Annotated in this window: 20 protein-coding genes; 8 read left to right on the top strand and 12 right to left on the bottom strand. The window is 72.5% G+C overall.

Annotation, left to right across the window (positions count from 1 at the left end; all coding sequences use genetic code 11):
• Nucleotides 1-43 precede the first annotated feature (43 nt).
• The 4 genes from IOD16_RS04985 to IOD16_RS04970 form a co-directional block, all read right to left on the bottom strand.
• Nucleotides 44-1,174, bottom strand: coding sequence for a glycosyltransferase family 4 protein (locus IOD16_RS04985; protein WP_201439096.1), 1,131 nt, complete (start codon nucleotides 1,172-1,174; stop codon nucleotides 44-46).
• Between the two features lie 9 nt (nucleotides 1,175-1,183).
• Nucleotides 1,184-2,446, bottom strand: coding sequence for a hypothetical protein (locus IOD16_RS04980; protein ID WP_201439095.1), 1,263 nt, complete (start codon nucleotides 2,444-2,446; stop codon nucleotides 1,184-1,186).
• A gap of 61 nt (nucleotides 2,447-2,507) precedes the next feature.
• Nucleotides 2,508-3,548 carry a C40 family peptidase gene (locus IOD16_RS04975; protein ID WP_123743441.1) on the bottom strand — a complete coding sequence of 347 codons (1,041 nt, stop codon included), beginning with the start codon at nucleotides 3,546-3,548 and terminating at the stop codon, nucleotides 2,508-2,510.
• Between the two features lie 298 nt (nucleotides 3,549-3,846).
• Complete coding sequence (locus IOD16_RS04970) at nucleotides 3,847-5,196, bottom strand: NYN domain-containing protein (RefSeq protein WP_442978092.1); 1,350 nt, start codon at nucleotides 5,194-5,196, stop codon at nucleotides 3,847-3,849.
• A gap of 139 nt (nucleotides 5,197-5,335) precedes the next feature.
• Between IOD16_RS04970 and IOD16_RS04965 the strand changes: the two genes are divergently transcribed.
• Both IOD16_RS04965 and IOD16_RS04960 read left to right on the top strand, forming a co-directional pair.
• Nucleotides 5,336-7,039, top strand: coding sequence for a DEDD exonuclease domain-containing protein (locus tag IOD16_RS04965; RefSeq protein ID WP_201439094.1), 1,704 nt, complete (start codon nucleotides 5,336-5,338; stop codon nucleotides 7,037-7,039).
• A 42-nt stretch (nucleotides 7,040-7,081) separates the two neighbouring features.
• Nucleotides 7,082-7,366 (top strand): Lrp/AsnC family transcriptional regulator, encoded by a 285-nt coding sequence (locus IOD16_RS04960; protein WP_053718754.1) that lies wholly within the window; start codon nucleotides 7,082-7,084, stop codon nucleotides 7,364-7,366.
• A 60-nt stretch (nucleotides 7,367-7,426) separates the two neighbouring features.
• Here the strand turns inward: IOD16_RS04960 and IOD16_RS04955 are convergent, their stop codons facing one another.
• Entirely contained in the window at nucleotides 7,427-7,951 is a 525-nt protein-coding gene (locus tag IOD16_RS04955) for an HAD domain-containing protein (RefSeq protein WP_201439092.1), read from the bottom strand.
• A gap of 171 nt (nucleotides 7,952-8,122) precedes the next feature.
• Between IOD16_RS04955 and IOD16_RS04950 the strand changes: the two genes are divergently transcribed.
• The gene (locus IOD16_RS04950) at nucleotides 8,123-8,473 is read left to right on the top strand and encodes a hypothetical protein (RefSeq protein WP_201439091.1); all 351 of its coding nucleotides are present in this window, start codon (nucleotides 8,123-8,125) and stop codon (nucleotides 8,471-8,473) included.
• Between the two features lie 56 nt (nucleotides 8,474-8,529).
• Here the strand turns inward: IOD16_RS04950 and qcrB are convergent, their stop codons facing one another.
• The 4 genes from qcrB to ctaE are packed head-to-tail and all read right to left on the bottom strand — an operon-like array spanning nucleotide 8,530 to nucleotide 12,780.
• A complete protein-coding gene (qcrB, locus tag IOD16_RS04945) occupies nucleotides 8,530-10,200 on the bottom strand; it encodes a cytochrome bc1 complex cytochrome b subunit (protein ID WP_201439088.1) in 1,671 nt (556 codons plus the stop codon).
• Complete coding sequence (gene qcrA / locus IOD16_RS04940) at nucleotides 10,197-11,321, bottom strand: cytochrome bc1 complex Rieske iron-sulfur subunit (RefSeq protein ID WP_201439086.1); 1,125 nt, start codon at nucleotides 11,319-11,321, stop codon at nucleotides 10,197-10,199. Before qcrA ends, qcrB begins: the two co-directional genes overlap by 4 nt.
• On the bottom strand, nucleotides 11,318-12,127 hold the full coding sequence (qcrC, locus tag IOD16_RS04935; RefSeq protein WP_201439083.1) for a cytochrome bc1 complex diheme cytochrome c subunit: 810 nt from the start codon (nucleotides 12,125-12,127) through the stop codon (nucleotides 11,318-11,320). Before qcrC ends, qcrA begins: the two co-directional genes overlap by 4 nt.
• A gap of 44 nt (nucleotides 12,128-12,171) precedes the next feature.
• Nucleotides 12,172-12,780 (bottom strand): aa3-type cytochrome oxidase subunit III, encoded by a 609-nt coding sequence (gene ctaE / locus IOD16_RS04930; protein WP_082404045.1) that lies wholly within the window; start codon nucleotides 12,778-12,780, stop codon nucleotides 12,172-12,174.
• Nucleotides 12,781-12,864: 84 nt separating this feature from the next.
• On the opposite strand from ctaE, the gene IOD16_RS04925 reads away from it, so the two are divergent.
• From IOD16_RS04925 to trpD, 3 genes are read left to right on the top strand one after another with little or no spacing between them, the layout of a single operon-like run.
• Nucleotides 12,865-13,257: a hypothetical protein gene (locus IOD16_RS04925; protein WP_201439081.1), complete on the top strand. Its 393-nt coding sequence runs from the start codon at nucleotides 12,865-12,867 to the stop codon at nucleotides 13,255-13,257.
• A 53-nt stretch (nucleotides 13,258-13,310) separates the two neighbouring features.
• A complete protein-coding gene (locus tag IOD16_RS04920) occupies nucleotides 13,311-13,721 on the top strand; it encodes a hypothetical protein (protein ID WP_123743449.1) in 411 nt (136 codons plus the stop codon).
• Between the two features lie 7 nt (nucleotides 13,722-13,728).
• Complete coding sequence (gene trpD, locus IOD16_RS04915; RefSeq protein ID WP_201439079.1) at nucleotides 13,729-14,781, top strand: anthranilate phosphoribosyltransferase; 1,053 nt, start codon at nucleotides 13,729-13,731, stop codon at nucleotides 14,779-14,781.
• A gap of 83 nt (nucleotides 14,782-14,864) precedes the next feature.
• Here trpD and IOD16_RS04910 read toward each other — a convergent pair whose 3' ends face one another.
• Nucleotides 14,865-15,737, bottom strand: coding sequence for a LysR family transcriptional regulator (locus IOD16_RS04910; protein ID WP_201439078.1), 873 nt, complete (start codon nucleotides 15,735-15,737; stop codon nucleotides 14,865-14,867).
• An 82-nt stretch (nucleotides 15,738-15,819) separates the two neighbouring features.
• On the opposite strand from IOD16_RS04910, the gene IOD16_RS04905 reads away from it, so the two are divergent.
• Nucleotides 15,820-16,737, top strand: a complete 918-nt coding sequence (locus tag IOD16_RS04905; RefSeq protein WP_201439076.1) for an MBL fold metallo-hydrolase — start codon at nucleotides 15,820-15,822, stop codon at nucleotides 16,735-16,737.
• A gap of 64 nt (nucleotides 16,738-16,801) precedes the next feature.
• On the top strand, nucleotides 16,802-17,470 hold the full coding sequence (locus IOD16_RS04900) for a lysophospholipid acyltransferase family protein (RefSeq protein ID WP_201439075.1): 669 nt from the start codon (nucleotides 16,802-16,804) through the stop codon (nucleotides 17,468-17,470).
• A gap of 60 nt (nucleotides 17,471-17,530) precedes the next feature.
• Here the strand turns inward: IOD16_RS04900 and IOD16_RS04895 are convergent, their stop codons facing one another.
• Together IOD16_RS04895 and ctaC are read right to left on the bottom strand one after the other, a co-directional pair.
• Nucleotides 17,531-17,947: a cytochrome c oxidase subunit 4 gene (locus tag IOD16_RS04895; protein ID WP_201439074.1), complete on the bottom strand. Its 417-nt coding sequence runs from the start codon at nucleotides 17,945-17,947 to the stop codon at nucleotides 17,531-17,533.
• A gap of 12 nt (nucleotides 17,948-17,959) precedes the next feature.
• Nucleotides 17,960-18,892 (bottom strand): aa3-type cytochrome oxidase subunit II, encoded by a 933-nt coding sequence (ctaC, locus tag IOD16_RS04890; protein ID WP_201439073.1) that lies wholly within the window; start codon nucleotides 18,890-18,892, stop codon nucleotides 17,960-17,962.
• Between the last annotated feature and the right edge of the window lie 167 nt (nucleotides 18,893-19,059).

The raw sequence follows: 19,059 nt of genomic DNA, 5'->3' as shown, positions 1-19,059 counted from the left end.
CGGAACAGGTGTGTCCTACGTTCAGGACACCCGAGTTGAACGCTCAGGCGTCGATCAGGGCGGTCAGGCGGTCGGCCAGGGCGTCCCAGCGCCAGTTCGCGGTGACCCACTCGCGGCCCGCGGCGCCCATCTTGGCGGCGGTGTCGGGGTCGGCCAGCAGGGCGGCGACGGAGTCGGCCACCTCGGACACCTCGCGGCCGTCGACCACGCGCCCGGTGACGCCGTCGCGCACCGTTTCGGGCGCGCCGCCGGAACGGCCCGCCACGACCGGCAGGCCGGTCGCCGACGCCTCCAGGTACACGATGCCCAGGCCTTCGACGTCCAGCCCGCGCCCGCGCGTCCGGCACGGCATCGCGAACACGTCACCGGCGTTGTAGTGCGCGGGCAGCTCCTCCCACGGCACCGACCCGGTCAGCACCACGTGCTCCGACACGCCGACCGACGCCGCCAGCCGCTCCAACGTCCCCCGGTACGGCCCGCCGCCCACCAGCAGCAACGCCGCGCCCGGCACCTGCCGCCGGATCTCCGGCAACGCCCGCACCAGCACGTCCTGCCCCTTGCGCGGCACGAGCCGCGACACGCACACCACCACCGGCCGGTCACCCAGCCCGTAGCGGGCGCGCATCTCCGACCGCGCCGCCGCCGAAGGCGCGAACACCGACGTGTCCACCCCCGACGGCAGGTGCTCCAACGCCGCCATCGGCCCGAACGCCGCCGCGAACCGCGACCGCGTGTACCGGCTCACGAACGTGACCACGTCCGAGTCCGACCCGATCCGCCGCAACGCCTGCCGCGCGCCGGGCAGCATCGACCACCCGACTTCGTGCCCGTGCGTCGACGCCAGCACCCTCGACGCGCCGGCGGCACGCAGCCGTGACGTCATCAACGCCAACGGCGCCGCTGCGCCGAACCACACGACGTCGCAGCGCGCTCCGCGCAGGATGTCCGACGCCCGCCGCACGACGTCCGGCGTGGGCAGCATCAACGTCCCGGGGTGCCGCACCACCTCGAAGGGCTGCGCCGCGTCGAACTCCGGGTGCGAGCCGGCCGGCGACTCCCACGACGGCGCGTACACCACCAGCTCGGGCAGCCGCACGGCGAGCGCGTGCAGGTAGGCCTGGATTCCGCCGGGCCGTGGCGGGAAGTCATTGGTCACCAACAGGGTCCGACGCACGCGACCACGTTACGGGAACGACCGCCGCAGGAACTCCCGCCACCCGCGCACCAGCACCGCGCCGTCCCCGCCGGTGGTCTCCAGCAGCACGCCGTCCACTTCGGACGCCCGCACCCGCGCCAGCCGCCGGTACAGGGCCACCAGCCCCGGCTCGCCGAGCGACGACGCCAGGTACAGGTTCAGCGACCACGCCTCCTGGTAGGCCAGCTCCATCCCGGCGCCGCGGAAGTCGGCGTCCGACGGCAGGGTGTCGGGCAACGACTGCCGCACCCGCGCGGCCAGCAGCGGCGCGGCCTTGGGCGGCGGCACGTCGCTGCGCCGGTAGCCCACGTAGTCGGCGAACCCCTCCAGGACCCACATCGGCGCGCCGTCCACGGTCTCGCCGCGTGCCGCCACGTGCGTGATCTCGTGCCGCAGCAGCACCCGCAACGCCAACGGCGACAACGCGCCCGCGCTGTCCGGGTTCAGCACCACCCGTTGGCCGCGGGCGGTGTGCGTGGCCTGGTCGACCCGGTCGGCCACCGCGACGCCCGCGATGGCGCCGGTGGCGAACCCCGGGCCGACCAGCGCGACCATCTCGGCGGGGCTCGCCGGGATCAGCACGGCCACCTGGCGCGCCCACGCCTGGCCCCAGACTTCGGTCACCGCCGTGACGGCGCCGTCCAGTTCGGCCAGCACCCGGGCGGCCAGCACCTCGCCGCCGGGGTGGCTCAGCACGAACCCGCCGGCGCCGGCGAGCACGTGGCTGGGCGCGAAGTCCCACGGCCCGCGCCAGGTGCGCTTGCCCAGCGGTTCCAGCGCGGTGTCGGAGTTGAGGTACCAGCGGCCGTCGCGCCGAGTGAACAGGTAGGCCATGTCCTGGCTGCTGGGCTCGACGTCCACGCCGCGCAGCCGGTACGACAGCCGCACGTCCGGGGCCCACGCCTCGTCGGCGGCGGGCAGGTCGAGCTCGGCGAGGTCGGTCTCGGACCGGCCCGGGGCCAGGTACTCCCACTCGGCCACGGGCACCGAGGCGAGGTTGCGGAACAGGTCGCGCTGCCGTTGCCGGAACCCGGCGTCGGCGAGGGGGTCGAGGTCCGCGGTGAACGCCGGCTCGTCCCGGTCCAGCACCGCCCGAGCCCGCCGTTCCAGCAGCGCCCGCACGGCGTCCGCGCGGGAGGGCGCGGCCGACGCCGCGGGCGTGGACGGGGTCGCCGGCACCACGGCCGTGACCAGTCCGGCGAGGAACGTCACGGCCACCAACGCGGCCAGCACACCCCGGAAACGGCTCACGAGCCTCCAATGTCGACGGCAGGGCCACCCCCGTCGAGGATGGCCCTGCCGGACACGACTGTCAGCCCGCGATGCGCCGCATCGCGTAGATGCTGCCGGGGTTCTCCAGCGGCACGACCTTGACCGGGACGCCGTCGGTGGAGGCGTGCACGACCCGCCCGTTGTCCACCGCCATGCCCACGTGGTTGCCGCCGTTGTAGATGATCAGGTCGCCCGCCTGGACCTCGCCGCGGCTGACCGGCCGCCCGGCGCCGGCCTGGCCGCCGGAGGTGCGCGGGATGGACACGCCGGCGTAGGCGTACGCCTTCGACGTCAGACCGGAGCAGTCCCAGCGGTCCGGGCCGGTCGCGCCGTACAGGTACATGTCGCCCTGCTGGTCCAGCGCGAACTGCAGCGCGACACCCGCCGCGCCCGCGGGCACGTTGGTGCTGACCCGCTCGCCGACGCTGGACAGCGTGGTGCGCTCCGACGCGGACAACCGCGCCAGCTGGTCCTTGACCTCGGTGATCTGGCCCTGCAGCTCGTCGTTGCGCTTCTTGACGTCGTCGGCGATCTTGATCGCCTCGTCGGTCGCGGCCTGCGCGCGGGCCTGGGCGTCCGCCGCCTTCTGGCGCGCGTCCTCCGCGGCGTCGACCGCGCCGGAGAGCCGTTCGAGGGATTCGTTGCTGTCCGACGCGAGCACGCCGAGCGCGGACATGCGGTTCAGGAAGTCCTGCTGGGAGTCGGACACCAGCAGCGCCGACAGCTGGTTGAACCGCGCGCCCTCGAACGACGCCTCGGTCAGCTTGTCGACCTGGACCCGGAAGGTCTCCTCGTCGGTCCGCGCCTGCTCGCCCGCCTGGGTCGCCTGCGCCAGGTCGGCGTTGGCCTTGTCCAGCTCGGTCTGGTTGGCGTTGCGCTGCTCTTCGGCGCGCAGGAGCTCTTCGTTGAGCTTGGTGGCCTGCTCGGCCAGCTCGTTGTACTTCTTCAGCGCCTCGGAGGCGTTCGCGGGGGTGTTCGGCTGGGCTCCGGCGGGTACGGGCAGGACGCCCACCGCGGCAGCGGCCACCGCCGTGGCCGCCATCGCCCCGCGCAGGCCGCGCTTGAGTCGTTGCGACGCCACAGTCGCGTGTGTCTCCTTCGTCTGATCCCGCCTGCCGGTCGGGCGCGTGACGCGACCCGACACACCTCTGCTGAGGGATTTCCGGCTCGGCACCCCGACAGGCCGATTCGGCGGTGAACCCGCGTCGCGGCCCAGGATGGACCACTGCTCGCCGCGAGATCTCGGCTAGGTTACGAAAAGTGAGGTCCGGCGTCCACTAGCGGGGCAAGGAAATCACGCGCAGTTCACCTTTCTTCTCATACGGCCTAGCTGTGACCTGGTGGTGTGACCACCGGTGGTGTTAAAAACACGATCTGTGTCACACCCGGCCCAAGCGGGCCAGCAGCACCGCCGACGGCACGGGGTGCGCGCCCCGCCGTCGGACGGAATCGGCCACCGCCCGGTCGGACGTCACCACGACCACCGGACGCCCCTCGGGCTCGGCGGTCACCAACGCCCGGATCACGTCGTCGGCCAGCACACCCGGATCGCTGAACAGCACCCGCACCCCGCGCGGCGCGGACGTCGGCACGGCCACCACACCGGCGCCGTCGAACACCAACGTCACCTCCGCGCCGGTGCGCGCCGCCAGCACGGCCAACTGGTGCACCAACCGGTCCCGCTGGTCCGACAGCGACAGCTCCGGGTACCCCGTCTTGGTCACGTTGTAGCCGTCCACGATCAAGTGCACGGCGGGCAGCGCCAGCAACCGGTCCAGCGCCGCCGGGTCCTCCACCCGGCCGACCGCGCCCTGCGCCGCGCTGGCGCCGCGCACCAGGTCCGCCGGCCGCGGGCCCGCGCCGCCCAGCGCCAGCTCCCGCCGCAGGCCGTTCACCGCGCCGTCCAACGTCTCGACCAGCAGGGCCAACCGCACCTCGTCGGCCTGCCGCGCCTCCTTGGCCGACTGGCGCGCCACCTCCGCGTCCGACTCGGCCCGCTGCGCCTTGGCGCGCTCGTGCTCGGCCCGTTCGCGCTCGCGGTCCCGTTCGGCGGTCAGCCGGCGCAACGCGGCCTCGGCCTCCGCGCGCACCCGGTCCGCCTCCGCCGACGACGACTCGGCCCGGTCCTTCGCCTCGCGCAGCCGCACGCCCTGCTCGCGCAACCGTTTGCGCAACCGTTCCAGCTCGGCTTCGGACGCCTCGCGGATCTGGTCCACGGCGCCGCCTGCCTCGGCCCGTTCCGCCTTGAGCCGCTCCAGCTCCACCTCGAGCCGCTCGGCCCGCTGCACGGCCAGGTCGCGCTCGGAGCGCAGCGCCGCGTCCGCCGCCCGCCTGCCGACCAGCTCGACGAAGTGGGACGCGACCTCCTCGCCCTGCAGGATCGCCGCCGCGCCCGCCGTCACCGGGTCGGGCGACGTCACCTCCAGCGCGGCCGGCCGGTTGCGCCGCAGCCACTCCACGACCGCCGCCCGGAAGTTCGCCGACGCCTTCAGACCGCCGATGAGCACCGGCGCGCCGAGCCTGGCCCGCTTGGTGGGGGCGAACCGGGCGACGGCGCGCAACGACTGCGGGATGTCGACCTTCGCCAGGTCCGCCAACGCGTCCGCGCTCAGCTCCGCGAGCCGCGCGCGCAGGGGCTCCGGCAGGGCGGACCAGTCCACAGTGGACTCGACGGCCTGGTCTGGTTCCAGGTCGTCGGCGCCTGCCGGTGGCTCGATCGGGTCTTGCACCCGTACAGGCTAGCTGTGCCGGGTCGCACCGCTGTGCTCGATCACCGCTCGGTCGCCCGGGGCGGTCGCCGCCCGACCACCGCCCGATCACCGGTGCTCCGCGCCGGACTGTCGGTGGTGGTCGCTACGGTGCGCCGCGATGACTACTCAGCTCACGTTCGACGAACTGGGCACACCGCTGCGCGAGACCACGTTCGTCGTCTTCGACCTGGAGACCACCGGTGGCCGGGCGGACGGTGACGCGATCACCGAGATCGGCGCGGTGAAGGTGCGCGGCGGGCGGGTGATCGGCGAGTTCGGCACCCTCGTCGACCCCGAGCGGGGCATCCCGCCGCAGGTCGTGGCCCTGACCGGGATCACCCAGATGATGGTGACCGGCGCGCCGCGGCTGTCCACGGTGCTGCCCGCGTTCCTCGAGTTCGCCGCCGGCGCGGTGCTGGTCGCGCACAACTCCGGCTTCGACGTGGGGTTCGTCAAGGCCGCCTGCGCCCGGCTCGGGTACACGTGGCCCAAGCCGACCGTCGTGTGCACGGTGAAGCTGGCCCGCCGGGTGCTCAGCCGGGACGAGGCGCCGAGCTGCCGGCTGTCGGCGTTGGCTCACCTGTTCGGGGTGTCCGTGCAGCCGAACCACCGGGCGCTGATCGACGCCCGCGCGACCGTCGAGGTGCTGCACCACCTGCTGGAGCGGGTCGGTTCGGTCGGGGTGCACTCGCTGGAGGAACTGGTCGCCTACCTGCCCGAGGTGACGCCGGCGCAACGTCGCAAGCGGACGCTCGCCTCGCACCTGCCGTCCACCCCGGGCGTCTACCTGTTCCGCGGGCCGTCGGAGGAGGTGCTCTACGTCGGCACGGCGTCCGACCTGCGGCGGCGGGTCCGGCAGTACTTCACCGCGAGCGAGGGGCGCAAGCGGCTGCGGGAGATGGTCGCGCTGGCCGTGCGGGTCGACGCGGTGGAGTGCTCGCACTCGTTGGAGGCGGAGGTGCGGGAGCTGCGGCTGCTCACCGCGCACAAGCCCGCCTACAACCGGCGTTCCAAGAACCAGGGGCAGGCGTGGTGGCTCGTGCTGACGGACGAGGCGTTCCCCCGCCTCTCCGTGGTCCGCACGCCGCGCGAAGGGGCGCTCGGCCCGTTCCGGTCCCGGCTGCTGGCCGAGACGGCGCTGGAGGCGATGTTGGAGGCCGTGCCGCTGCGGGCGTGCTCGATCCGGATCCCCGCGCGCAACGCGTCCGCCACGCCGTGCGCCCTGTTCGAGCTGGGCCGGTGCAAGGCGCCGTGCGCGGGACGGCAGTCGGTGGACGAGTACTCCCCCGCCGCTTCGGCGTTCCGCCGGCTGGTGGCCGGGGCGGACGTCGCGCCGCTGCGGGAGCTGACCGCGCAGATCGACGCGCTCGCCCTCGCGCACCGGTTCGAGGACGCCGCCACCCGCCGCGACCGCATGTCGTCGTTGGTGCGCTCGCTGGACCGGGCACAGCGGCTCGCCGGACTGGCCGCGCTGCCCGAGCTGGTGGCCGCGCGCCCCGACGGGTCCGGCGGGTGGGAGTTCGCCGTGGTGCGGCACGGGCGGTTGGCGTCGGCCGGGGTGGCGCGTCGGGGCACGCGGCCGATGCCGGTGGTCGACGCGCTGGTGGCGTCGGCGGAGACGGTGATCCCGGGCGAGGGCCCGCTGTTCGGCGCGCCCGCCGAGGAGGTCGGCGTGGTGCTGCGGTGGATCGACCGGCCGGGGACGCGGCTCGTCCACTGCGACCGCCCGTGGACGTCGCCGGCCTCCGCCGCCGGCGCGTGGCGGGACTGGGTGGCCCGCGCCGAGGCCGGTCGCGACCAGTACCGGATGGCGGGCCACTAGCATGTGGTCGGTCGACACCCCGACGACTTGTGGAGGACCGCTGTGATCACCGCGATCGTGCTGATCCAAGCCGCCGCCGAGACCATCCCGGACGCGGCGCAGGCGATCGCCGACATCGAGGGCGTCACCGAGGTCTACTCGTGCGCCGGCGACGTCGACCTGATCGCCCTGGTCAAGGTCGCCCGGCACGAGGACCTGGCCGACCTGGTGCCCGGCCACATCTCCAAGGTGCCCGGCGTGCTGAACACGGACACCCACATCTCGTTCCGGTCGTACTCGAAGCGCGACACGGACGCGGCGTTCGCCATCGGGCTCGAAGACGCCTGACCGGACCGGCGGCGCGACAGGAAGACCCGGCGGACCCCGCCGGCCGGCGCGGGCGCGCCCTCAGGACGTCGCCCTCCGCCCCGGCGCCACCGCCCGCACGCGCCACAACCACTCCTCCAACGCGACGAAATCGGCCTCCGTCAGCCCCGTCCGGGGATCGGCCCGGTGCAGCAGGGCGTGACCTCGGTGGTTCGCCGCCACCCACGCGCGGTCGGTGTCGGTGAGTTCGTCGTCCACCCAGGCGAACGAACGCCCCGCCGCCCAGTCGACCAGGGCACTGGTCTTCCAGTGCGGCCGGGCGCGGTCGTCGCGCTCATGGGCCTCGGCCGGCTCGGGCCACACCACCACGGGCAGCTCCGGCAGACCGAGCCGTGGCGCGACGACGTCGTTCGCGTCCGCCATCCACGTCGTCGCCCACACCACGTCGCACGGCAGCGCGGCCGGCCGGCGCCCGTGCGCCGGGTTGATCCTGGCCACCAGCGGGTTGGCGGCGGACGGGCTCCCGAAGGTCGGGTAGGGGCCGGCGCCGAACGGGATCAGCGGGCCGTCCACGTCGAGGAAGAGCAGCGGTCGGGGTCCGGGCACGGCGGGACGATATCCGCCCGACCCGACCTGCCGACGAACGCGACCGTCCGGTGAGCGGCGCGCGGCCCCGCCGAGGCGTCCGCGCCCCCGGTGGACGTCGCGCGGAAGAGGATCAGGTCGTCCGTGGCGGGAGGACGTCCGCGACGGTCGTCCGGCACTACTCTCGCGCTCGTGTGCGAGTACTTCGCGATCCGGGCCCCCGAGGGGCGGGCGTTGCCGCTCGCGGAACTCGGTGAGCGGCTGTCCGCGCTCGGGCTGAGGCACGACCGCGCCGCCACGTGGCTCACCGGGGACGACACCGGCGCGATGATGGTCAACGCCGAGGTCGACGCCTCCGGCCGGTTCGCCGCGGCCCCCGACGACCTCGTGGTCAGCCTCGACGTCACGCTGTGGTGCCCGCACTCCGGCCGCACGGCGCAGTGGCCCGACGAGGCCACCACCCGGGCCGGGCGCCGCCTGCTGGGCACCGTCGCGCGCGCGGTGGGGTGGACCCTCCTCGACCAGGACGACCCGGCCCGCTGAGCGGAACGACGAGGCCCCGCACCGGGCACGGTGCGGGGGCCTCGTCGCGTGAACGGTCAGTCCTCCGGCTGGGACGGCTTCCCGGCCAGTTCGCCCGCCGCCTTGTTCTCGGCGGTCAGGGCGTCCGCCGAGACGCCGCGCTCGGCCCGCGCACGGGCCACGGCGGCGCTCTCCTCCGGCGGGTCCGGGGTGAAGAAGCTGCCCGGCACCGGGTGCCCGGCCGAACCCAGCTTGTTCATCTTCTTCGGCACCGACGCGCCCTGGTAGGCCAGCGGCAGCGGGTGGCCGTGGTCGTCCACCGGGCCCAGCGGCTGGTGGACCTCGATGAACTCGCCGTGCGGCAGGCGCTTGATGATGCCCGTCTCGACACCGTGCTCCAGCACCTCGCGGTCCGCGCGCTGCAAGCCGATGCAGATGCGGTAGGTGATGAAGTACGCCAGCGGCGGGACGAGGAGCATGCCGATGCGGCCCATCCACGTCATCGCGTTCAGCGAGATGTCGAACTTCATCGCGATGATGTCGTTGCCGCCCGAGAGCAGCAGCACCATGAAGTACGCGATCGCCATGGCGCCCAGCGACGTCCGGACCGGCACGTCGCGGGGGCGCTGGAGCAGGTTGTGGTGCGCGTAGTCCTTGGTCATCTTGCGCTCGATCCACGGGTACACCGCCGCGAGGCCGGTCAGCAGCGGCAGGCCCAGGAGGAACGGCAGGAACGGCGCGGGCACCGTGTAGTTGCCCAGGTACAGCTCCCACGCGGGCCACAGGCGGATCAGGCCGTCGGTCCAGCCCATGTACCAGTCGGGCTGCACGCCCGCCGACACCTGCGCCGCGTTGTACGGGCCGAAGTTCCAGATCGGGTTGATCTGGAAGATGCCGCCCATGATCGCCGTGACGGCCACGACCACGGCGAAGAACCCGCCGCCCTTGGCCGCGAACACCGGCATGATGCGCACGCCGACGACGTTGGTCTCCTTGCGGCCCACGCCCGGGAACTGCGTGTGCTTCTGGTACCAGACGACGCCGAGGTGCACCGCGATCAGCGCCAGGATGATGCCCGGGATGACCAGGATGTGCAGCGTGTAGAGCCGCGGGATGATCTCCGTGCCGGGGAACTCGCCGCCGAAGGCCAGCCAGTTGATCCACGTGCCGACCACCGGGAACGAGATCAGCAGCGCCGCCATCACCCGCAGGCCGGTGCCGGAGAGCAGGTCGTCGGGCAGCGAGTAGCCGAGGAAGCCCTCGATCGCGCCCAGCATGAACAGCACGATGCCGATGACCCAGTTGATCTCACGCGGGCGCCGGAACGCGCCGGTGAAGAAGATCCGGAACATGTGCACGACGATCGCGCCCATGAACAGCAGCGCGGCCCAGTGGTGGACCTGGCGCACGAACAGGCCGCCGCGCACCTCGAAGGAGATGTGCAGGGTCGACTCGAACGCCCGGGACATCTCGATGCCCTGGAGGTTCACGAAGCTGCCGTTGTAGACGACCTCCTCCATGGAGGGGTCGAAGAACAGCGCCAGGTAGGTGCCCGACAGCAGCAGGACGATGAAGCTGTACAGCGCGATCTCGCCGAGCAGGAACGACCAGTGCGTCGGGAAGACCTTGTTCAGCTGCTTCCGCATGCCGGAAGCCATGTGGAACCGGTCATCGGCCCACTTGGCGGCGCCACCCGCCACGCGGGCGCCCGCGCCCTGCCGTTTTGTCGGCGTGGTGATGCCACTCATGACTTACGCTCCCAGAACGCCGGACCCACGGCCTCGATGAAGTCGCCGCGGGCAATCAAGTATCCGTCCTCGTCAACCGTGATCGGAAGCTGCGGCAGGGCACGGGTCGCCGGGCCGAACCGGGGCTTGGCGTAGTGGAAGACGTCGAACTGCGACTGGTGGCAGGGGCACAGGAGCAGGCCGGTCTGCTGCTCGTACAGCGAAGTGGGGCACCCGAGGTGGGTGCAGATCTTCGAGTACGCGTAGAAGTCGCCGTAGTTGAAGTCCTCCTGGCCGGCCCGCTTGACCACCGGCTGGCCGGGGCGCAGGCGGATGAGCATGACCGGGCTGTCGGCCCGCTTCAGGCCGTGGACCAGGGCTTCTTCGTCGTCGCGCTCCGACTCGCGGAACGGGAACACCGTTTCGAAACCACCGGCGTCCAAGTCCTCCGGGCGGACCAGCGCGACCTCGTGGAAGTCGCCCGTGTGCCGGCGCAGGTAGACCTTCTCGCCGTTCTCGGACTTCCACGCGGTGTGCCAGAGCGAGTCCTTGGAGTCGCTGTCCGCCCACGGGTTCTTGATCAGACCGCCGAGCGGCACGGCCAGCACGCCGAGGCCGAACACGCCGGCGCCGAGGCCCGCGGTGCGCTTGATGAGCGACCGGCGGCCGATCGTGGAGCGCTCGCCGGCGTCCGCCAGCTGCGCCACGAACGTGGCCTTGTCCACCTCGGACGACCCGCCGTCGTGCCGCTGCTGGACGGACAGCTCCTCGGGGATGAACTTCTTCGTGTACAGCAGCGCGCCGACGCCGAGGCCGAGGATCGACAGGCCCAGCGTGAAGCCGATGACCGGCGTGTACAGGCTGTACAGGATGTGGTGCTCAGTGTTCGGAGCCTCGTACTTCCACGGCCACCAGATGAACGCCACGAGGAACGCGATGCCGGCGAGCGCGGCGATGGTGAACCACAGGGCCACCAGCCGCTCGGCCCGCTTCTCCGCGCGCGTGCCCTTGACCGGCCAGCGGTCCTCGTAGTGGACGATCTCGACGCCGTCCATCCCTGCGCCGAGCTTGACCAGCTCGTCCCGGCTCATCCCGGCGAGTTCCGCCTCGTCGGGCAGCTCGTTCGGCTTCACGCCGCTCATGCCTTGGCTCCGATCCAGAGGGTCACGCCGATCAGTGCGGCGATACCCACGATGAACGCGATCAGACCCTCCGATACCGGCCCCAGGCCGCCGAGGGGGGCGCCGCCGGGGTTGTTGTTCCCGTCGGTCACCGACTTGATGTAAGCGATGATGTCCCGCTTCTCCTCCGACGTGAGCTGCCGGTCGGAGAACTTGGGCATGTTCTGCGGGCCCGTGAGCATCGCGGTGTACAGCTGCTCTTCGGACACGCCGTCGAGCTCGGGCGCGAACTTGCCGGACGACAGCGCCCCGCCGCGACCGGTGAAGTTGTGGCACGCCGAGCAGTTGAGCCGGAACAGCTCGCCGCCGCGGGCCGGGTCCTCGCCGCGCAGCGCCTCGCCGCGCTCCGCGGGGGTCTGCGGGCCGCCGCCGCGGGACTGGATGAACGCGCCGATCGCGTCCACCTCCTCCGGCGTGAACTTGGACGGCTTGCGCTGCGCCTGCGCCTCCTGGCGGGCCATCGGCATGCGGCCGGTGGACACCTGGAAGAACACGGCCGCCTCGCCGACGCCGATCAGGCTGGGTCCGCGGTCCTCGACGCCGTCGAGGTTCTTGCCGTGGCAGGTGATGCAGGTGTTGTTGTAGAGCTGCTCGCCCAGTCGCACCTGCGCCGGGTCGTCCTGCGCCTGCGCGGTCTGCGGCTGCGGCGCGAGGGCGCTGAACAGGAAGCCCGCGGCCAGCAGCGCGAAGCCCAGCGCGAGCAGGCCCGAGATCCGCCGGCGCAGCTTCGTGCCGCGCTTCCGGGCCCGTGTGGTGTTGGTGGTCATGTGTGCGGCAACCCTTGCTGGTGTGAGTTCGGGGTACGAGCTGGTCAGGGCACGATGTAGATGATGGCGAACAAGCCGATCCAGACGACGTCGACGAAGTGCCAGTAGTACGACACGACGATCGCGGAGGTCGCCTGCGCGGGCGTGAACTTGCTCAGCTTCGTGCGGACCAGCAGGTAGCCGAACGCGATCAGGCCACCGATCACGTGCAGGCCGTGGAAGCCGGTCGTCAGGTAGAAGACGGTGCCGTAGGCCGAGGCCGGGATCGTCGTGCCCTCGCTGACGAGGGTGACGTACTCACCGGCCTGACCGGCGACGAAGATCGCGCCCATGATCAGCGTCACGATGTACCAGCGGCGCAGACCGAACACGTCACCCCGCTCGGCGGCGAACACGCCCCACTGGCACGTGAACGAGGACGCCACCAGGATGATCGTGAAGAACAGTGCGTAGGGCACGTTCAGGTGGGTCGGTGCTGGTGGCCAGTGCCCTTCGTTCTGGGCCTTCACCGTGAAGAACATGGCGAAGAGCCCGGCGAAGAACATGAGCTCACTGGACAGCCAGACGATCGTGCCGACGCTGACCATGTTCGGGCGGTTCAGCGAGTGCACGCGCTGGCCGATTGAGGGCGCTGCCGTTGTCACACGACGCATTATTGCTTGCAGGTTTTCGTCCCGCCCATCGGGTCCGGGGCACGTGCGCAGGTCATCTGGGTCACACACACGGTGAGGACGGTCATGGGGTTGTTGAGCCGGTTGCGTGATCGACGGGCGCGACGGGGTGTACCCGCACTGGAGATCGATTCACCCGGTCTGGAGGTGGTCGTGGAGGCGTTCGACGTGGCGGAGGCCGACTCGGCCGCGCTGGCCAGGTCGCCGCGGTGGCGGGCGGACGAGCCCGCGGTGCTGCGCCACCACCTCGAACTGCCTCCTGACCAGGTAGAACGCGCGCGCGAGCTGCTCGCCCCGGACGGGTGGGCGCTGCGCCACGAAGATCGCTGGCACGCGCTGCGGGTGCAGCGGTTGGACGCCTTGCGCTGCGCCCAGGAGCGCGCCCGGATGGCGAGCCTGGCCCAGCGGCTCGGCGGCGACTGGATCGGGTGGGACGCACTGCAAGTCACGCACCGTTAGCCGGATAGCATCGTGACCCACCTGGCACCCCGACCCGCCGGAGGATCGCGCCGATGAGCACGCAGACGACCAGGATCCTGGTGTTCAGCCACCGCCCCGAGGTGCGTGAGACGATCATCACTGCGGTGGGCCGCCGACCCGCGCCCGACCTGGGCCGCGTCGAGTACGTCGAGGCGGGCAAGATCGCCGACGTCCTGTACGAGATGGACAACGGCGGCGTCGACCTGGCGATCCTGGACGGCGAGGCGCAGCCGACGGGCGGCATGGGCCTGTCCCGGCAGCTGAAGAACGAGATCACCGACTGTCCCCCGATCGTGGTGGCGGTGCGCCGCAGGGACGACCGGTGGCTGGCGACGTGGTCGCAGGCGGACGCGGTGCTGGTGCACCCGCTCGACCCGCTGGCCGCCGCCGAGACCGTGGCCGAGGTGCTGCGCTCGACGGCGCTGCCGGTCGTCCGGGGCTGAGGTCGCCGTGGAGCGCACCTGGCCGTTACTGCTGAACCAGCTCGTCGACCGGGTCGACCTGTCCCAGGACGACACGGCGTGGGCCATGGACCAAGTGATGTCCGGCGCCGCGACGCCCGCGCAGATCGCCGCGTTCGCGGTGGCGCTGCGGGCCAAGGGCGAGACGCCGGAAGAGGTCGACGGCATCGCCACGATGATGCTCCGGCACGCCCGCCGGTTCACCGTGGACGTGCGCGCGGCCGACATCGTGGGCACGGGCGGCGACAACTCCGGGTCGGTCAACATCTCGACCATGGCGGCGATCGTCACGTCCGCCGCCGGCGTGCCGGTGGTCAAGCACGGCAACCGCGCGGCGTCGTCGAAGTGCGGCACGGCGGACGTGCTCGAGGCGCTCGGCGTGGCCATCGACCTGCCCCCGCTGGGCGTGCAGCAGACGGTGCAGGAGCTGGGCATCGGGTTCTGCTTCGCGCCGGTGTTCCACCCCGGTTTCCGGCACGCGGGCGCGCCGCGCCGCGAGATCGGCATCCCGACGTCGTTCAACCTCCTCGGCCCGCTGACGAACCCCGCGCAGCCGAGGGTCGGCCTGGTCGGGTGCGCGCGGGTGGCGTTCGCGCCGCTCATCGCGGGCGTCTTCGCCCGTCGGGGCAACACCACGCTGGTCGTGCGCGGCGACGACGGGATGGACGAGATCACCACGACCACCACGACGTCGGTGTGGGTGGCCGACGGCGGCGAGGTGCGGACCGACCGGATCGACCCGGCCGCGCTGGGCATCGCGCCGGCGCCGGCCGACGAGCTCAAGGGCGGCGACGCCTCGGTGAACGCCGAGGTCGTGCGCGACCTGCTGGCGGGCAAGCCGGGCGCGGTGCGGGACGCGGTGCTGCTCAACGCGGCGGGCGCGCTGGCCGCCCACGGCGGGCTCTCCGGCGACCTGCACGCGGACATCGCGGGCACGATGAGCCGGGCGGCGGCGGCGATCGACTCCGGCGCGGCGGCGGACCTGCTGCGGCGCTGGGCGGCGCGGTCGACGGAGCTGAAGACGGCCCTCGCGGACGGGTGACCTCAGGCGGGTGACCTCGGGCAGGTGACCTCAGGCGGGCGGCCGACGTCGACCGCCGGCCGGACGGCTGGGGCCTGCCGACGTCAGAGGTCCACCCGCGACGCCCGGGAGCCGTGGACGGACGCGGCGAGCCGGGCGAACGAGCGGATCAGCGGGCCCGGTTCGGCGCCGACCCAGGCCACCACCAGGGGGCTGGGCGGCAGGTCGACCAGCGGCACCGCCGTGAGCCCGTCGGGCAGCGCGTGGCCCAGCGGCGCCAACCCCACCGAGCCGTTCCACAGCACGGCTTGCAGGCACTCGTGCGCGGTGCGCACCACCGGTCCCTCGCGGTGCTTCCCGCCGCTCCAGTACGCCGCCCAGACCGGGTCGGTCCCCTCCGGCAGGCGGAACCACCGCCGGTCGGCCACCTCGTCCGAGTGCACGCCCTCGCGGCCCGCCAGCGGGTCGTCCACGCGCAGGACCACACCGACGGGATCGCGGCGCAGCACGTGCGTGACGATGCCCGTGTCGTCGAACGGCGCCCTGGTGAGGGCCACGTCGACCAGGCCCGCGCGCAGCCCCGTGGTCGGGTCGGCGAAGTCGGCCTCGCGGATCCGGACGTGCACGCCGGGGTGGTGCGCGCGGTAGGCGGCGGCCAGTCGGGCGCCCGCCCGCTCGGCGCTGTCGGCGAGGGTGCCGATGGTGATGGACGCCGTGCCCGCCGCGGCGGCCACCCTGGCGCGGACCTGGTCGGCCCGCGCCAGCAACGTGCGCGCCTCGTCGTAGAGCGACGCGCCGGCCGGGGTGAGCGCCACCCCGGCGGGCGAGCGGTGCAGCAGCACGTGGCCGAGGTCGGTTTCGAGCTGCTTGATCGCGCGGCTGAGCGGCGGCTGGGTCATGTGCAGCCGGGCGGCGGCCCGTCCGAAGTGGAGTTCTTCGGCGACGGCGACGAAGTAGCGCAGCTCGCGGAGGTCCATCACCGGCGACGATACCCGCGAGGTATCGGCGGCGCGGCGTCGGTCTTGGACGCCTCCGGCCGGTCCGGAGTGGACTGGTGGCATGACCGAACCCACCTCATTGCCCGATCCCGCCGTGCGGGTCGCCGACGCCCGTGAGCTCGCCCGCGACCTGGTGGTCGTGCCGGACGGCGGCGTGCCGCTCGTGCCCAACATCGGCGTCATCGGCGGCTCGCACTCCGTGCTCGTGGTGGAGACCGGGCTGGGCGTCCGCAACGCCGAGGCCGTGTTGCGGTTCGCGGTCGAGCGAGCCAGGGGCCGCAGGCTGTACCTGACCACGACCCACTTCCACCCGGAGCACGCGTTCGGCGCGCAGGTCTTCGCGGGCGAGGCGACCTTCCTGCTCAACCGCGACCAGGCCGACGACCTGGAGCGCAAGGGCCCCGGCTACCTGGAGATGTTCCGGGGTCTGGGCGAGTCGGTCGCCCGGCGGCTCGTCGGCGTCGAGCTCGTGCGCCCCGACGTCGTCTACGACCGCGAGCACACCCTGGACCTCGGCGGCCGGGTGGTGGAGCTGCGCGCCACGGGCCGCGCGCACAGCCGGGGCGACCAGGTCGTCCGGGTGCCGGACGCGGACGTGCTGTTCACCGGCGACCTGGTCGAGGCGGGCCAGTTCGCGATCTTCCCCTGGTTCCCGCCGCACGACGCCGACGTCTCGGGCACCCGCTGGCTGGCGGTGGTGCAGCGCCTCGCCGCCGCCGGCGCGCGCACCGTCGTGCCAGGTCACGGTGAGATCGGCGACGCACGACTGCTCACCGAGGTCCGCGACTACCTCGAGCTGCTGCGCGACGAGACGTGGGCGCGCCGCGACTCGGCGATGGGCGAGGAGGCGATCGCCGCGGAGGTCGAGGCGCTGATGGTGCGACGGCGCCCGGAGTGGGCCGGTCGCGAGTGGATCGGGAAGGGCGTCGGCTGCCTGTGCGCCGAGCACCGGACGGCGACCGCGGAACCGGCGGGGTGAGCCGCCCCGGAGATTGCGGCCACCTTTTCACCGCCGCGCAACCGGGGCCAGTCATGCTGTCCACATGCTCTACACGGTGATGAAACGAGTGGTGGCGCCCGCGGCGCGGCTGGTCTACCGGCCGACGGTCGAAGGGCTGGAGAACGTGCCCGCCGACGGTCCGGTGATCCTCGCGCCGAACCACCTGTCGTTCATCGACAGCATCGTCATCCCGATGGTGGTGCCGCGCCGGGTCTCGTTCCTCGCCAAGGCCGAGTACTTCGAGGGCAAGGGCGCCAAGGGCGCGCTGTCCCGCTACTTCTTCGGCTCCCTGGGCCACGTGCCCGTGCGCCGGGGCCTCGGCCGGGCCGCCAGGGCGTCGCTGGACACCGCGAAGGACATCCTGGAGCACGGCGGCGCGTTCGCCATCTACCCCGAGGGCACGCGCTCGCTGGACGGCCGCCTGCACCGGGGCCGCACCGGCGTGGCCCGGATGGCGCTGGAGTCCGGCGCGCCGGTCGTCCCGGTCGGGCTCATCGGCACCGACGAGGTGCAGCCGGTCGACCGCAGGCTGCCCCGGGTCCGGCCGATCACCGTCCGGTTCGGCGAGCCGCTGCGCTTCGACCGCTACGCGGGCATGCACGAGTCGCTGCCGGTGCTGCGCTCGGTCACCGACGAGATCGTCTACCGCATCCTGGAGCTGTCCGGGCAGGAGTACGTGGACAGCTACCAGAGCTCGAACGCCGCCGCCTGACGGCCTGGAAACGTCGAAGGGGGCCACCTCGCGAGGTGGCCCCCTTCGACGTCGTCGGACTCAGTCGTGGCTCGGACCGGTGTGGTACTCGAACACCAGACCGCCCACCGCGACCAGCAGCAGCACCACGGCGATCACCAGCAGCCAGACGTGCCAGAACGCGAGGGCCACGCCCGCCGTCGCGGCGGCCGCCGCGAGGCCGATCGGCCAGTAGCTGCCGGGGCTGAAGAAGCCCAGCTCACCGGCGCCGTCGCTGACCTCGGCATCCGCGTTGTCCTCGGGCCGCACCTCGATGCGGCGGGCGACGAACCGGAAGTACGTGCCGACGATCAGCGCCAACCCGCCGGTCAGCGCGAGCGCCACCGTGCCGGTCGGTTCGACGGCGTCGGTGTCCGCCCACGTCCAGTAGCCGTACACGACGGCCATCAGGAACGAGAACGCCATCACCAAGTCAAAAATGCGGGCTTCGACCTTCATCGCAGCGTCCTCCTACTTCCCACCGTCGGACGCCTCGCGGACAGTCCGGTCGGTGTCGAAGGGCTTGGTCGTCACGGCGTGCGGCGTGCACAGCTCACCGCAGTTCAGCTCGGTCAGCGCCTCGGCGGCGGTGTACGGCTGCCCGGTGTCCGGGTTCGTCTCCTGCCGCAGCTCGATGTACCGGTCGAAGTCGGCCGACTCCAGCGCCCTGACCTCGAAGTTCATCACGGCGTGGTAGACGCCGCACAGCTCGGCGCAGCGGCCCACGAACGACCCGGTCCGGTCGATCTGGTCGATCTGGAACGCGTTGTCCTGGTTGTTCTTCTCCGGCTCGGGGAAGACGTCCCGCTTGAAGTGGAACTCCGGCACGTAGAACGAGTGGATGACGTCGGTCGAGCGCAGGTTGAAGCGGATCGACTTGCCCTGCGGCACCACCAGCAGCGGGACCTCGCCGGACGTGCCGACGGTGCTCACCGGCAGGTCCGCGGACTCGGTCTTGTACTGGGGGTACTGGAACTCCCAGTTCCACTGGAACGCGATCACGTCGACCGTGACGTCGGGCGTCTTCGACTTGTCCGTGACGTAGTTCTGCGTCACGGCGGTGAAGTAGAACAACACCGCCACGATGATCGTCGGGACGACCAGCAGCACGAGCTCCAGCGGCAGGTTGTAGGCGACCTGGCGGGGCAGCTCCTCGCTCTTCTTGCGGTGGAACGCGACGGACCAGAGGATCAGGCCCCACACGATCACGCCGACCGCGAGAGCCGCGACGACCGACCAGGTCCACAACTCGCGCATCGCCTCGGCCTGCGGCGTCACGGCCACCGGCCAACCGAAGCGCAGCACCTCTTCCGTGGAGCAACCCGTGGCCCCGACGCCGACCAGGCCGACCAGCCCGCCGACCTTCGCCAGCCGGGCTGCCCTGGTGCCCTCCTTCAGGCCCACTGCTCGCCGCCTCCTCAGTCGCCCTCAACGTCACAAAGCTCGCAGGCAGGGGTGTGGTTGCGCCCCGTGCCGGATCATGCGGGAGCGTAGCTCAGCGCATGGCGCGTCACCCGTCGGGGGCTGCCCCCTTGGAGTGCAGTTTCGGTCACACACCGGCACCCCGGCAT

It is taken from the genome of Saccharothrix sp. 6-C, from assembly GCF_016695385.1.
Lineage (GTDB): Bacteria > Actinomycetota > Actinomycetes > Mycobacteriales > Pseudonocardiaceae > Actinosynnema > Actinosynnema texasense.
Note: the sequence above shows the minus strand (reverse complement) of the source record. Positions and strands in the feature narration are given on the sequence as shown.